12 protein-coding genes and 2 pseudogenes are annotated in these 14209 nt (G+C 72.7%); 8 read left to right on the forward strand and 6 right to left on the reverse strand.

Features of this window, described 5'->3' with window-relative positions; translation table 11 throughout:
* The first annotated feature begins 16 nt into the window (after window positions 1-16).
* Window positions 17-1480, forward strand: a complete 1464-nt coding sequence (locus QUE51_RS14360; protein WP_286277030.1) for a hypothetical protein — start codon at window positions 17-19, stop codon at window positions 1478-1480.
* A 50-nt stretch (window positions 1481-1530) separates the two neighbouring features.
* On the forward strand, window positions 1531-2475 hold the full coding sequence (locus tag QUE51_RS14365) for a glycosyltransferase (protein ID WP_286277031.1): 945 nt from the start codon (window positions 1531-1533) through the stop codon (window positions 2473-2475).
* Between the two features lie 232 nt (window positions 2476-2707).
* On the opposite strand, the gene QUE51_RS14370 is transcribed toward QUE51_RS14365, so the two are convergent.
* Together QUE51_RS14370 and imuA' are read right to left on the reverse strand one after the other, a co-directional pair.
* Window positions 2708-4225, reverse strand: coding sequence for a DNA polymerase Y family protein (locus QUE51_RS14370; protein WP_350226669.1), 1518 nt, complete (start codon window positions 4223-4225; stop codon window positions 2708-2710).
* A gap of 28 nt (window positions 4226-4253) precedes the next feature.
* Entirely contained in the window at window positions 4254-5024 is a 771-nt protein-coding gene (imuA', locus tag QUE51_RS14375) for a DnaE2-dependent mutagenesis accessory factor ImuA' (RefSeq protein WP_286277032.1), read from the reverse strand.
* Between the two features lie 170 nt (window positions 5025-5194).
* Here imuA' and QUE51_RS14380 point away from each other — a divergent pair, with 170 nt between their 5' ends.
* From QUE51_RS14380 to QUE51_RS14390, 3 genes are read left to right on the forward strand one after another with little or no spacing between them, the layout of a single operon-like run.
* The gene (locus QUE51_RS14380) at window positions 5195-7564 is read left to right on the forward strand and encodes a hypothetical protein (RefSeq protein ID WP_286277033.1); all 2370 of its coding nucleotides are present in this window, start codon (window positions 5195-5197) and stop codon (window positions 7562-7564) included.
* Window positions 7564-8439, forward strand: coding sequence for a DUF4231 domain-containing protein (locus tag QUE51_RS14385; protein WP_286279413.1), 876 nt, complete (start codon window positions 7564-7566; stop codon window positions 8437-8439). The genes QUE51_RS14380 and QUE51_RS14385 overlap by 1 nt, the downstream gene beginning before the upstream one ends.
* Window positions 8436-8909: a hypothetical protein gene (locus tag QUE51_RS14390; RefSeq protein WP_286277035.1), complete on the forward strand. Its 474-nt coding sequence runs from the start codon at window positions 8436-8438 to the stop codon at window positions 8907-8909. The genes QUE51_RS14385 and QUE51_RS14390 overlap by 4 nt, the downstream gene beginning before the upstream one ends.
* Before the next feature lie 13 nt (window positions 8910-8922).
* Here QUE51_RS14390 and QUE51_RS14395 read toward each other — a convergent pair whose 3' ends face one another.
* The 4 genes and pseudogenes from QUE51_RS14395 to QUE51_RS14415 all read right to left on the reverse strand — a co-directional run bounded on the left by QUE51_RS14395 (window position 8923) and on the right by QUE51_RS14415 (window position 11716).
* Window positions 8923-9204 carry a hypothetical protein gene (locus tag QUE51_RS14395; protein WP_286277037.1) on the reverse strand — a complete coding sequence of 94 codons (282 nt, stop codon included), beginning with the start codon at window positions 9202-9204 and terminating at the stop codon, window positions 8923-8925.
* A complete protein-coding gene (locus QUE51_RS14400) occupies window positions 9204-9458 on the reverse strand; it encodes a hypothetical protein (RefSeq protein WP_286277039.1) in 255 nt (84 codons plus the stop codon). The genes QUE51_RS14395 and QUE51_RS14400 overlap by 1 nt, the downstream gene beginning before the upstream one ends.
* Before the next feature lie 173 nt (window positions 9459-9631).
* Window positions 9632-11283: pseudogene (locus QUE51_RS18455) on the reverse strand (RecQ family ATP-dependent DNA helicase).
* Window positions 11284-11380: 97 nt separating this feature from the next.
* Complete coding sequence (locus QUE51_RS14415; protein ID WP_286277040.1) at window positions 11381-11716, reverse strand: hypothetical protein; 336 nt, start codon at window positions 11714-11716, stop codon at window positions 11381-11383.
* Window positions 11717-11852: 136 nt separating this feature from the next.
* Here QUE51_RS14415 and QUE51_RS14420 point away from each other — a divergent pair, with 136 nt between their 5' ends.
* The 3 genes and pseudogenes from QUE51_RS14420 (at window position 11853) to QUE51_RS14430 (ending at window position 14192) form a co-directional block, all read left to right on the forward strand.
* Entirely contained in the window at window positions 11853-12596 is a 744-nt protein-coding gene (locus QUE51_RS14420; protein ID WP_286277043.1) for a sugar phosphate isomerase/epimerase family protein, read from the forward strand.
* A pseudogene (locus QUE51_RS14425) lies at window positions 12593-13689 on the forward strand (Gfo/Idh/MocA family protein). Before QUE51_RS14420 ends, QUE51_RS14425 begins: the two are co-directional and overlap by 4 nt.
* 14 nt (window positions 13690-13703) lie before the next feature.
* Window positions 13704-14192 (forward strand): NUDIX domain-containing protein, encoded by a 489-nt coding sequence (locus tag QUE51_RS14430; RefSeq protein ID WP_286277044.1) that lies wholly within the window; start codon window positions 13704-13706, stop codon window positions 14190-14192.
* Window positions 14193-14209 lie beyond the last annotated feature (17 nt).

Below are 14209 nucleotides of genomic sequence, written 5' to 3' on the forward strand. Positions count from 1 at the left end.
CCGCTACTGTCCGGCCATGCCGCGGCGCCCCCTTCTCGCGATGGCGCTCGTCGCCACCCTCTCTGTCGTCACCCTCACGTCCTGCGCTCCCTCCTCGTCCTCCTCTTCAGCCACGGCCCCGCCGGACACCGCTGTTCAGCACGCCCAGTTCGGCGCGCCCGCCGCGCCGGACGGGCACACCCTCGAGCTGCAGAGCGACGTCGTGGTCGTCGGCGGCGGGCACAACGCGGTGTGGGGCGCCAGCTCCGACGGCACCACCTGGACGCTCGACAGCAACGCGCCCGGAATGGACCAGCTCGCGGTCGACAAGGTGCTCCTCGCCACGGGCTACGCGACCGGACGCATCGTGCAGATCACGAAGGACGGCGACCGCACCGACGTCGTGCTGGCGCCCATCGCGATCACCGACCTCGTCAAGAACGGCGAGGTGCGCTTCGACCAGGAGGTGAACCCCGGCGAGCTCGACGTGCAGGGGTTCGACGGCGGCAGCATCACGGACACGACCGAGGGCGGCGACGGAACCATCAGCCCCGTCTCTTTGATCACGCCCAAGGAGGACTACGGCGACCCTCTCCGAGACAAGCCGCTTCCCGTTCCGGCGAAGGAGTTCTCGAAGAAGACCGAGGACTGGGAGCTGTCGGGCGGCACCGGGGCGGACGGCCTGCACTTCGCGGTCACGACGGAGGCGAGCGGCCTCAAGGTCTTCGCAACAGGCACGCTTCTCTTCGACGCGCTGCACATCAACCTCGGCATGGTCATCGCCAACTCGGTGGCGGGTGGGGCTCGCGGCCGGGTGTCCGGCATCCAGGGCGTCAAGGTCGACGTGCAGGCCGGCTCGCAGAACCAGGGCGGCAGCACTATCAAGAAGGAGTTCAAGCTCCCCTTCGAGATCCCGATCCAGACCCTGATCGGCGGCGTGCCGGTGTTCATGAAGCTCAGCGCGTCGGTCGTGGTCAACGCGGCGCTCGTCGGCACGGACGCCACGATCACCGGGTCCGGCGAGTGGCATCTCGGCAGCGGGCTCGACGTGAAGATCCAGGACGAGGCGGTGACCACGAACGGCGATCAGGACCTCAAGGTCGTGAAGAGCATCATGGACTCGATCAGCGGGATCGCGCTCGGCGGTGCGGTCTTCAACCTGGGCTTCAAGTTCAAGATGCTGGCCGGAGTAGGCGCGCCCTACTTCGGCGCCGGCGGCTTCGCGACCCTCACCGTCACGGTGGGAATCGGCATCGGCTCGGCGCTCGGCTCGCCCTTCGTGCTCTGCAGATCGGCGAGCTACGACATGGCGCTCGGGACGGGAGTCGGAATCGTCACGGAGCCGAACATCCTGACGTCCCTCCTCGAGCGGATCCCGCACGTGAAGGACGTGCTGCCCGACGACGGGCTCACCCGCCAGGCGACGAAGCCGATCCTTCACAGGAAGCAGACGATGCCGGAGAACCAGGTGTGCGTCGGCAGCGGGGACGAGGACAAGTAGGGCGGGGGCAGGCGCGTGGGGGCGCGGGCGCCCCCGTTTAGAGTGACCGGATGCGCATCCTCTCCTGGCACGTCCACAGCAGCTGGACCACGGGATTCGTGCAGGGCGCCCACGACTACGTGATCCCTCTCGGCGCCGACGACAGCGGCAAGGTCAAGCCGTACTGGCCCGCACAGGCGGTCAACGTGCCCGAGGAAGAGCTCGCGGACACAGAGATCGACGTCGTGGTCCTGCAGTCGATGGCGGAGGTGGAGAGGACGGAGCGGCTCCTCGGCCGACGGCTCGGGACCGACGTGCCCGCCGTGTTCGTCGAGCACAACACGCCGCGCGGCGACGTGCCGCTCTCGCGCCATCCGCTGGCCGATCGCCGCGACATCCAGCTCGTCCACGTCACCCACTTCAACTCTCTGATGTGGGACAACGGCTCCGCGCCGACCACCGTCATCGAGCACGGCGTGCCCGATCCCGGCCACCTGTACACGGGCGAGCTGCCGCGCCTGGGGTTCGTGATCAACGAGCCGGTGCGTCGCTGGCGGGTCACGGGCACCGACCTGCTGCCCGCCTTCGCTGCGGCGGCCCCGATCGACGCGTGGGGCATCGACGCCGACCGGCTGCCCGCCGCGCTCGGGGACGACCGGGTCGCCTTCGCGGGCAACCTCGCCCCCTGGGAGATGTACCCGGAGCTCGCGCGGCGGCGCGCCTACCTGCACCCCATCCGCTGGACGTCGCTGGGCCTGTCGCTGATCGAGGCGATGCACCTCGGGATGCCGGTGCTCGCCCTGGCGACGACCGAGGCCTACCGAGCCGTCCCGCCCGAAGCGGGAGCGATCTCGATGGACGTCGACGAGCTCGTCGCGGCCGCACGGGTGCTCATCGCCGATCCTGACGAGGCGCGGGCCCGCGGCGCGGCGGCCCGGAGCTTCGCACTCGAGCACTACGGCCTCCCGCGCTTCCTCGAGCGGTGGGACGAGGTGCTGGCGAGCGTCGCCCGCTGAGCGGAGGCCGGGTCTCCGTCTCCACCCCTCGCTCAGCAGGCAGTTCGGCTCCAGCAGGCGGAATCAGGCCGATTCGGCCTGCTGAAGACGGATTCCGCCTGCTGAGCGACCGTGCCATCTGTCCCTCAACAGGCAGAAAACCCGCCGACAGGGCGGGAGGGGGCGTTTTCTCCTGTTGACGGCATTTCTGCCTGTTGAGGGAGAGGAGATGGGAGGAGAGGGGCGCGTCCGCTCAGTCGTAGCGGGCCTCGACGCTCCACGTCTCGCCCTCGAGGACCAGGAGCCAGGCCTCGCCGTCCTCGTCGACCAGCTGGAAGCGGGACAGCGCCCGGCTCTGCTCCGCGTCCCACCACCGCTCCTCGACCGGCCACGGTCCCGTCCACGCGCGCACCGGCCGCGCCTGTCCGGTGCCGGGCGCGGCGAAGCGGGCCGGGGGACCGGACAGCGTGCCGCGGTCGTCGAGGCGGACCGGGCCGCCGTCGGGCGCGAGCACGGCGCACGGCCGCCGCTCCGGGAAGACGGTCGCCGGCGGGAGACCCGGCAGCGATCCCGGCCACGGCCGGTCGGCGGGCCGCTCGACGGCGCCGCGGTCGCCCCACGGCACGAGCACCTGGCGGTCGGCGAGGAGGCGCCCGCCGCCGATCGTCGCCGTGAGCACGGCCTCGTGCCCCAGCATGCTCTGGACGCGGGACAGGCCGTGGTGGATGCGCTCGTCGGGCGCCGCGCCCCACAGGCCCTCCTCGTGTCCGGCGGCGGCGTCGACGCTCTCCGGCAGGACGCGCACGCGCGTGAGCGGGGAGCCGAGCCCGCTGTCGATGCCGCCCGTGCCCTGCAGTTGCCAGCGCGCCCGGTCGACGACCTCCGCGGCGGTGAAGGAGCGCGGATGCAGCCAGCTGCGCTCGGACAGCTCGCCCAGCTCCGTGGTCACCTCCACACGGATGGCCGTGCAGACGAGGCCGAGCGTGCCGAGGCGGTCGAGGAAGCGGTCGGCGGCGGAGCGGAAGGCGAAGGTGACCTGGTCGATGCGGTCGAGCGGCGGCTCGAACTCGACGACGACGTCGAGCTCGTCGGGCGGGATGCGCGGCACCACGCGGCGGCCGTCGAGTCCGGCGGCGAGGCGATGCGCGACCGCCCCCTCGGCGCCGAACCGGTTGCGGACCTCGAGCTCGGGCAGCGCGGCGAACGCGCCGAGCGTGGGCAGCCCCAGCCGCTTCAGCAGCACGGCGAGCTCGGGCAGGTCGAGGATGGCGACCGACAGGGGCGCGAGGAAGGCGGGGGAGCCGCCCTGGGGCACGATCCGCACCGGAGCCGCGCCGCTCCGTCGTGCGGCCTGCTCCGCGGCGAACGGGCCGTCGGCCACGCCGATGCGCGCATCCGCGACCCCCAGCTGCTCGAGGCAGCGCAGCAGCTCCTCTGCGGCGGCCTCCTCGCTCCCGTAGTAGCGGGCCGGTCCCTGCATCCGGATCGCCGCAGTGCCGGGCCGCAGCACCTGGACGCCCGGCATGATCTCCTCGATGCCGTCGAGCACCGGCTCGAACGCCCGCGCGTCGAGCGCGGGGTCGTAGGGGAGGGCGATCAGGGCGGCGCAGCGCGACTGGGCCTCCCGGATGCGCAGCCCCCGCCGGACCCCTCCGCGCGAGCGGCGGACGAGCAGGCGAAGACGTCGCCGCGGTCGGTGAGAGCGAGCGGCGTGCCCGGCGGCAGCTTGGCGGCGCGGGATGCGGCGGCGATCGGCCAGTCGGGGCACCACAGCACGAGGGTGCGGATCACCTCCGCCATCAACCGGCCCGCACTTCGTCAGCGGCCGGAAGCGCATCCCAGTCGTCCTCCACGAGCTGCAGCGACCTGCCCGCCTCCGGCGCATTCTGCACAGGAACACCCGCAGAGGTGGGGAGCTCGGCGAGCCGTGCGCCGGCGTCCGGGCCGGGGATGCGGACCCAGCGGGAGCGCGTGCGCATGCCGCGGCTCTCGACCGCGACCTCGACCCGGCGTCCGCGGAGCAGCCCGTGTCCCGAGCCGATGCCCTCCCACTCGCTGCGGACGATGCGCAGGCTCGCCTCGGCGCCCGGCCAGTCGCCGAGGGTGATGAGCGCGGCCTCCCGCTTGCGGAGGCGCGCTGCCAGCCGACCCGCGTCGGCGTCGGAGATGCGCCCCGCGGGGCGCAGGACGACGAGGGGGAGCACATCGACGAGTGCCGCGGCCACGGGCAGCCACTGGTCGCCGGGGTCGGGGACGAGGACGAGCCTCTCCAGGTCGATCCCCGCGGCGACGGCCGCCTGGGCGCCGAACTCGGGGACGCCGACGACCGCGCACCAGGATCCCGCCGCGGAGGGGGCGGAGAGCATGGCCATCGCCAGCGTGGTGGAGCCGAGCACCGAGTAGGCGGCGCCGGCGCGCATCATCCCGTCGGGGAGGAGCCCGGCGAAGATCGGGGAGGTCGCGATCGTCTTGGTGGGCAGCCGTGTGGACTGCATCTCCCGAATGCGCGCCTGGAGCTCGCGCACCTTCTCGTCCGCCGCGGCAGCGGAGGAGACGGCGAAGGCGGGCACGCTCCATGATCGAACATATGTTCGAGTGAGTCAATCGCGTTTCGGCAACGATTCGTCTTCACCTCAGCACCGTCACGCCGGAAGCGCACCTCGGCTCTGACCAGGGGTTCTCTGGCGCGCCCCGCCCGCGCGGGAGTAGCATGCGGCTCCCAGGACCGGTCAGGAATCCGATGCCCGCGAGAACCGTGCTGCTCGTGCTCCTCGTCCCGCTCCTGCTCACCGGCGGCGGCACGGCCGCACACGCCGCAACAACTGCGGAGGAACTCGCCGCGTGGGCACTGCCCGTACCCGACGCGCAGCAGACGCTCGATCAGAGCCTGACACCGGACCAGGTCTCCGGCTGCGCCGGAGGGCACGAGCGGCTCTGGACGATCGCGGACGGCACCATCGACGTCCTGTCCGCCTTCTGCGCCGACTCGGGGCAGGCCGCTGCAGCACTGCGCGAGCTCGCCTGGAACAACGCCTTCGTCCCGAACGCAGCGGCGGCGCCGGCCTTCGACCCGGGAACCGAGGTGATCGCCGTGCCGCCCGGTGGCGGAACCGTGCGGTACTGGATCCAGGGCGCCTTCGGCCTGATGGTGATCGCGCGCTGCGCGGCGGGCGACGGCTGCGGGGCGCAGTCCGCCGAGTGGGCGCGCTCGATCGCGGCGCTGCCGCCGGATCCGCCCTCCGCCTTCCCCTCCGGAGGAGCCCGCGCACCGGGGGACCTCTTCGGACAGTGGCAGCCCCGTGGCGAGGGATGGTCGCTTGTGAGCAGTGAGCCGCCCGCGGGGCTCGTGCGCGGCGAGTGCTCCGAGGGCACCCTGGAGCACTGGGTGAGTGCGGCAGGCGCGAAGCTCGAGGCCTGGTGGACCCGATGCGACACCGTGGAGCATGCCTTCGCCTTCCAGGCGAGCTCCTGGCCGGGTCGAAGCTCGCCGCTGGCGCTCGAGACCGTCTTCGGCGCCGGTCACGACAAGACCGTCGCCGGCACGGACGCGATGACCGGGCGACCGGCGTTCCACCGGTCCTGGGTGCAGGGCACCACCTTCGTCAGCCTCTACCTGTCCTGCCCCACCGCGCAGGAGGAGTGCGACTCCGAGTCGGCGTCCGACGCCGTCGCCCTCTCACGCAGCCTTCCGGGCATCGTCCAGGAGGATATGTCCGGCATCGTGCTGCTGGCGCGCGGAGGATGGCTGCTCCTCGGCGGGCCGATCCTCCTGTTCGTGCTCCTCGTCGCACCGTTCCGGATCGTCCATTGGTGGCGGTCGCGCGGCTACTCGGTCGCACCCGCGGAGCGCCCATTCACGGCCGTGGACCGGATCGTCCGCCCGGTCCGCATCGGCCGGGTGGTGCGCCGGCTCCTCGTGACGGTCGCCGCCGTCGTCAGCTGGTACCTCATCATGGTCGCGATCGGCCCGAGCACCGAGCTGTGGGTAGCCATCCCGGGGTTCCTCGGGTTCTTCGTCCTCATCCCGCTGTACGACGTCCTCCTCCGTCTCGTGTGGCGGCGCCACGCGCTCATCGACCTCGGCCGAGCCCGCATGAGGCCCACCCCGCTGGGGATCGCGGGAGCGGCGCTCCGGACCCTCGCCGTCGTGGTCGCCGCTCTGGCCCTGGTCCTCTACGGCATCTCCGCGCTGCAGGTCATGCAGGACGAGGCGCGGCTCCGGGTGGACGTCGAGGCCGACATCGCCCGCGGACTCGCGGTCACGGATCCGCTCGCGCTGCTCCTCGGCGAGCTGCACTGGCTCGCCGACCGTCTCGACCACGCGGGCGCCGCGATCCTGCTGTTCGTCGTGGTGCTGCTCGTGCCGATGACCGCCGCCTACCTGCTCGACCGGCTGGGCCAGCGGCTCGGCCGGCGTTCGCTGAAATCCGTTCTGGCGAAGGACGACCGCCCCTATTTCGTCTACCTGCGCGGCTTCGACGAGGACCGGCTGCGGATCCGCGAATCGGCAGGGCGCCAGGGGTTCCTGGAGCTCTTCACGCCGTTCGGGCGTCCGCGGTTCGAAGAGGTGCTCGTGCACTACCTCAGCCGCTACGGTCCCGTGATCGCCATCTCGCCTCGCCGGCAGCGCATCCCGGACCTCGGTGCGGCGAAGATCTCGCTGAGCGACGAGTCCTGGCAGGACCAGATCAGGGCCTGGGTCGGCGGGGCACGCGCCGTGGTGATGTCGGCGACACCCGGCGAGGTGCGAGCGGGGCTCGAGTGGGAGCTCGAGCACGTGGCGATGCGGGGCGAGGAGCTGCGCCTGCTCCTGGTGCTCGCGCCCTGGCCCCGGCAGGAGCTCGCGCGCCGGTGGGGCGGGTTCCTCGAGCGGGCCGGCCGGATCCCGCTGTTCGAGCCGCTCACGGAGCCACCCTTCCCGGACGGACTCGAGCTGCTCACCTGGTCGGCGGAGCGCGGCTGGCACGGCTACGGCGCACGGCGGCGCTGGGACTGGACGTATGCGGCCTCGATCGTGGCCGCCGCCCGGAACGGCGACCTCGGCGAGGGGATCGCGTCCCGCTCGGGCGCTGCCGTGCAGCCCGCCCCAGCCGATACGGTGAGCCCGTGATGGAGCTGGCCCCGTTCTGCGCCGAAGCGGACGCCGCCGCCGCATGGCATCAGCGGCGCTTCTTCCGCATCCACCTGCTGCAGCTGGTGCTCGTCGTGGCGGCCGCCGTCGTGGCGGCGGTGCCCATTCCGGGCACGACCCAGCTCGTCCTCGGGGTGCTGGCCGCCGTCTTCTTCGGAGTGAGCCTCGTGCTCCGGGTCGTCATGGCGCAGTGGAACGACGAGAGCGGCTGGTACGCGGCACGACGTGCCGCCGAGTCGGCGAAGTCTCTGTGCTACCGGTACGCGTTCGGCGCCACCGACTTCGAGCGCTCCCGAGCGGAGGAGGAGGTGGAGAAGCGGTTCATCGAGGAGTTCGGCACGCTGGGCGCCGACGTGCTGCTGGTCGACGAGGCTCCGCGCGGGGACGACTACTCGGAGGTCACGGAGGAGATGCGCCGGGCGCGGGCCCTCGAGTTCGAGTCGCTCCGCCGCCGCTACTTCGGGGAGCGGATCGAGGACCAGGAGCGCTGGTTCTCGTCCCGGGCCGTGCACCACCTGCGCCGTTCCCGCCGGTGGATCACGTTCATGCTCATCGCGGAGGTGGCCGGTCTCGCCCTCGCGGTGCTCAAGGCGACCGGTCAGGTCCCCATCGACCTCGGTGGGTTCGTGGGCGTCATGAGCGCGCTCGCGGCCGCGTTCCTCGCCTGGACCCAGCTGCGGCAGCACTCCACGCTGGCCGCGTCCTACCGGGCGCAGGCGGTGGCGCTCCGGGCGTACGGACGCCGGCTCGCCCTCCTGAGTGAGGAGGAGTGGCCGGGCTTCGTGGCCGCGGTCGAGGGGTCGCTGACGGCCGAGCACTCCCGCTGGCAGAGCCTGCTGGGCTTCGGGCGGTGACGGTCGTCGCGGTGACCGGGCACCGCCACCTCGGTGATCCTGCCGCCGCACGCTCGGCGATCCGCGCGGCACTGGCCGATGAGCCGCGTCCGCTGGTCGGCTTGTCCACCCTCGCGGCGGGTGCCGATCAGCTCTTCGCGGATGTCGTCCTCGAGCTGGGCGGGAGCCTGGAAGTCCTGATCCCGAGCGCCGAGTACTCCGAAACCCTCGATGCGCCCGCCCGAGCCGGATTCGACCGGCTGTGCGCGGCGGCGCGATCGGTCGCCGTGCTGCCGCCCGTCCCGGACCGCGAGGACCAGTACGTCGCCGCGGGGGAGGCGATGCTCGACCGCTGCGATGTGCTGCTCGCCGTCTGGGACGGGCAACCCGGCAGGGGCGCGGGCGGCACGGCCGACATGGTCGCCAGGGCGCGCGCTCGAGGGCTGCCGGTCCGGGTCGTGCCCGCCGGGCGGGACGCCGGGCCCGACTGAGCCCGGGGCACGGCTAGATGCGTCCGCCGCCGAGCGTCGGCGCGTCTCCGCCGACCACGCGTCCGGTCGGGACCCCGCCTGGAGCGGCGCCTGCGGCGCTCTCGCCTGCGGTGCTGTCGCCGGCCACCCGGTCCTCGGTGCCCTTGACCTTGTCGACGTCGTCGAGAGTCAGCAGCCCGTCCGGGTCCTTCGGATCCGCCTTGCCCGTCAGCCGCTCGCCGATGCGGGCGGCGCTGTCATGCGCGACCGGCTTGTCCTCATGGTCGGGCGGCGGCGGGGTGTGTCGCTCGGCCATCAGACGTGCGAGGTCGTGACGGGTCCGCTGGGACCCTCGTCGTCGAGGCCGAGGATCTCCTCGCCCTCGAGGTCGTTCTCGGGGAGGTCCGGCTCGCCTTCGCGCTCGGAGCCGCCCGTCGGGCCGTCGTTGCCGTCGCCCACCCCCGGGAGCACCGTCTCACCGGCGACCGCGTCGTTCACGACCGTCTGCTTCTCCATGGCCGAGGTGGCCTCGTCGTCGTAGGCTCCGCCGTCGGGGATCGTGTCGCTCATTCGCTGCTCCTTCACGTCGTTTCCCACACGCTACGCTCCGGCCGAGCGCACCCGCCATCCGGTCCGGGGACCTGGAGCGACCGGCCCTCCGCCGCTACGATGCCGGCCCCGCGCAGGTCGTGCGGACAGCCGCACCCCCGCCTGCGGTCCTGTTCGGTCCGCCCGACCAGCGCTCAGGAGACGAGCTCGAGCAGCTCGTGCTCCTCGACGACGGGAAGCGAGAGCACCCGGTAGCCCTCGGACTCGAAGAAGACGGTGATCCGGTCCTCCTCGATGCTCATGACGGTGCCCTCGCCCCACTCGCGGTGGCGGACCGTGGCCTCGACAGGGAACGGGACGTCGACGGGCGCCTCCGCCTCCTGATGCGCGTAGGCGCTGCCGGACGTGCACGTGTCGCAGTTCCCGCACGGCTCGTCGCGCTGCTCGCCGAAGTAGGCGAGCAGGAAGATCCGGCGGCAGGCGGTCGTCTCGGCGTACTGGCGCACCATCGCCACGCGGGACTCGTCAATGCGCTGGCGCTGACCGGCGCGCTCGAGCGCCAGCTCCACCGCCTCCTCGGCGTCGACCTTGCGGACGGGCCGGACCCCTTCGCCGTCTCGCGCACCGCGCCGGCCCCGACGAGCAGATTGACGAGCTCCGCGACCCGGCGCCCGGTCAGCCCCGTCGTCTTCGCGAGCTCCTTGAGGTCCACGGCCCGCGGAGCGTCCGCCACCGCCGCGTAGACCTTCGCGATCTTGCCCCGGTCGGGAGTGCCGGAGGCGAAGAAGTTCCGCAGCCCCAGGTCCTCCGCGCGGTAGTGCAGGAAGGCGCTGGCGGGCTCTCCGTCCCGGCCGCACCGGCCGACCTCCTGGTAGTAGTCGTCGACGGACCCGGGGATCGCCGCATGCACGACGAATCGGATGTTCGGCTTGTCGATCCCCATCCCGAAGGCGCTCGTCGCGACCACGACGTCGTACTCGTCGTCGCGGAAGCCCTCGGACAGCTCCCGCCGCGCCTTCGCACCGAGCGAGCCGTGGTATGCGGCCGCCCGGAGCCCGCGCGCGGCGAGCTCCTCCGCGTACTCCTCGGTGTCCCGGCGCGTGGCGACGTAGACGAGGCCCGGCTTCGGCTGCGCCATCACCTGGTCGAGGACCGCCTCCCGCTTGGCGCGGTCCTCCTGGTGGCGCACCACCTCCAGGCGGATGTTGGGTCGGTCGAATCCCCGCGTCAGCACCAGCGGCTCGCGCATGCTGAGGCGGTCGAGGATCTCCTCGCGCACGGGCGCCGAGCCGGTCGCGGTGAGCGCCAGCACGGTGGGCCGGCCGAGCGCCTCGATGGCCGCGCCGAGGCGGAGGTAGTCGGGGCGGAAGTCGTGGCCCCACGCCGAGACGCAGTGTGCCTCGTCCACGACGAACAGCGAGACGGGCAGCCGGGAGAGCCGCTCGACGACCTCGTCGTTCGCGAACTGCTCGGGAGCGAGGAACACGTACTCCGCGGATCCGGACTCGAGCTCCTCCCACGCGCTCTGGTTCGCACTGTCGCTCTGGCTCGAGTTGATGGCGATGGCGCGCGGCGCCTCCGGCTGGGCCTGGATGCCGGCGACCTGGTCGGCCTGCAGGGCGATGAGCGGGGAGACGACGATCGTGGGCCCGGGAATCAGCGCGCCGGCGATCTTGTAGACCGCCGACTTGCCGTAGCCGGTGGGAAGCACGGCGAGGACGTCGGTGCCCGCGAGCACGGCCTCGATCGCATCCCGCAGACCCGGCCGGAGCTCTTCCCAGCCGAAGCGCGCCGCCGCGCTCTCGATGGTGTCCGCCGTGTCCGCGAGAGTCGCCGTGTCTGCCACTCGGTCAGGATAGGCAGAGGCGACCGGCTCGCCCGTGGGCCCTTGACGGCGGGCCGGTGCGCGTGAGACTCCGGCTCCGCGTGCCGGAGTCGGCGCCTCAGGCGAAGGAGGGGCCCAGGCGGCCGAGCATGCTCCACACCGTGCGGGTCAGCTCCGGGTGCTCGAGCGCGATCGTGCGGAGCAGCCCGAACTCGAACCTCTCGGCCTGCCCCGGCCGAGCCGTGGGGTGGTACGCCTGCGCGCGCTCCTGATGCAGCCCCTGGGTCTCGATGGCGTCGAAGCGCAGGATGCGGACCACGCGCTCGTCGACGCTCGGCAGCTCGTGGATGAACTGCCAGGGGTCCTCCCCGTCCCGGCAGCGGCGCTCGATCTCGGCGTCGAGCTCGTTGCGCGCCTCGGCGCGCAGGGTGTCGAGAGTGTCGATCGGATCCAACGGGGCCCCCTTCCGTCCCGACGACGATACGTCACGACCGGCGGCGGTCCGGGCGGCCCCCGCCGGATTGCAGGCGGGACGGGGGCTCCCGTAGGGTGGAGGACGCGCTCCCATCAGCTCGATCGCGAGGAAGACCATGTCGTCAGAGGCCCTGTCCGTCCAGCTCTATTCGGTGCGGGAGGCGCTCGGCACCGACCTCCGCTCCGCCCTCGAGCGCATCGCGGACATCGGGTTCCGCCAGGTCGAGCTGTTCGGGTTCACCGGGCGCGCCGAGGAGTACGCGTCGCTCCTGCCGCAGCTCGGGCTGACGGCGCCCACGGCCCACGCCGACCTGCTCGGCGAGGACTCGTCGAGCGTCTTCGCCGCCGCTCGCCGGATCGGTGTCGGCACGGTGATCCTGCCCTTCGTCGATCCTGAGCGCTGGAACGAGCGCGCGGACGTCGAGGCCCTCGCCGACGCCCTCAGCGCCCTTGCGGGCCCTGCCGCGGACGCGGGGCTGAAGGTCGGCTACCACAACCACTGGTTCGAGTTCGCGGACTTCGGCGGGGCGACGGCGCTCGAGGTGTTCGCCGACCGGCTGGACCCGGCGGTCGTGCTCGAGCTCGACACCTACTGGACCGCGGTGGGCGGCGTCGACCCGGTCGCGCTCCTCGGCCGCCTGGGCGGGCGGGTCCGCGCTCTGCACATCAAGGACGGGCCGGCGACCCGCGATACCACCCAGCAGCAGCCCGCGGGCCAGGGCACGCTCGACGTGCCGGCCATCCTCGCCGCAGCGCCGGACGCGCTGCGCGTCGTCGAGTTCGACGACTATGCCGGCGACGTGTTCGACGGACTCCGGGCGAGCGTCGACTACCTCGTGAACAAGGGAGAAGCACTGTGAGCGGTTCAGGACCGGTCGGCGTCGGCCTCATCGGCGCGGGAAACATCAGCGACCAGTACCTCGGCACGCTGACGCGGCTGCCCGACGTGCGGGTGCTGTTCGTCGCGGACATCGACGAGGCTCGCGCCGCCGCGCAGGCCGAGAAGTACGGGGTGGAGGGCTCGGGCTCCGTCGACGAGCTGCTCGCGGTCGAGGACATCGAGATCGTCGTCAACCTGACCATCCCCGCCGCGCACGCGGAGGTGGGCATGCGCGTCCTCGCGGCCGGCAAGAACGTGTGGAGCGAGAAGCCGCTCGCCCTCGACCGGGAGAGCGGCCGCGCGCTGCTCGACGAGGCGCAGCGGCGGGGCCTGCGCGTCTCGTGCGCGCCCGACACCTTCCTCGGACCCGGCCTGCAGACCGTGCGCCGGGCGGTGGACGACGGGGAGATCGGCCGCCCGCTCACCGGCCTCACCCTGTTCCAGACCGGCGGGCCCGAGCGGTGGCACCCGAGCCCCGACTTCTTCTACGCGCGTGGCGGCGGCCCCCTGTTCGACATGGGCCCCTACTACCTCACGACGCTGATCCAGGTCTTCGGCCCGGTCAAGTCGGTGTACGGCCTGGGCTCGACCTCGCACGAGACGCGCACCATCGGATCGGGCCCGCGCGCGGGGAGACCCTGACCGTCGAGATCCCGAGCCACGTCAGCGCGCTGCTCGAGTTCGAGAGCGGCGCGAGCGCCCAGAGCGTCTTCAGCTTCCAGTCCCACCTCGAGCGCGTCGGCTTCGTCGAGATCGCCGGCTCGGAGGGACTGGTGGTCTCACCGGATCCGAACATGTTCGGCGGCACCGTCGAGGTCCGCACGGGCGGCGAGACGCGGGAGGTGCCGACCGAGTTCGGCTTCCAGCGGGGCGTCGGCGTCCTGGAACTCGCCCGGGCACTCCGTGCCGGCGTGACCGAGCGCGCCTCGGGTGCACTGGCCTACCACGTGCTCGACATCATGGTGTCGATCTCGCAGTCCATCGAGGAGGGCCGCCCGGTCGCCGTCGAGAGCACGGTGGAGCGCCCCGCCGCACTTCCGGCCGACTGGGACCCGAGCGCCTCCACGCTCTGACGCGGGCCGCACCGGTGTTCGAAGTCGCCGTCACCTATCTGCTGCGCCCCGGCACCGACGGGGATGAGGTGCTGCTCGGCCGCAAGCTGACCGGCATCGGCTCCGGCCGGGTCGTCGGCCCTGGCGGCAAGCTCGAGGGTGAGGAGACGGCCGCCGAGGCGGCAGCCCGCGAGGTGCTGGAGGAGGTCGGCGTATCGGTCGCGGTCGCGGCCCTGACCCCGGTCGCCCGCCTCGTCTACACCTTCCCGCACCGGCCCGAGTGGAGCCAGACGTCGACGGCGTTCCTCGCGCGGGACTGGCGCGGGGAGCCGGTTCCGAGCCGGGAGCTGGAGCCTGCGTGGTTCCCGGTCGGCCGCCTGCCGCTCGGCGAGATGTGGGACGACGCACGCCTCTGGCTTCCGCGGGCCCTGACGGGCGAGTTCGTGCAGGCGTCCTGCAGCTACGCGGCGGACAACACGACCGTGGCCGAGTGGGACGAGCGGGAGCAGCCCTCCCCGGCCTAGCGCGGCAGAATGAGCCG

It is taken from the genome of Naasia aerilata (assembly GCF_030296595.1).
Classification (GTDB): domain Bacteria; phylum Actinomycetota; class Actinomycetes; order Actinomycetales; family Microbacteriaceae; genus Naasia; species Naasia aerilata.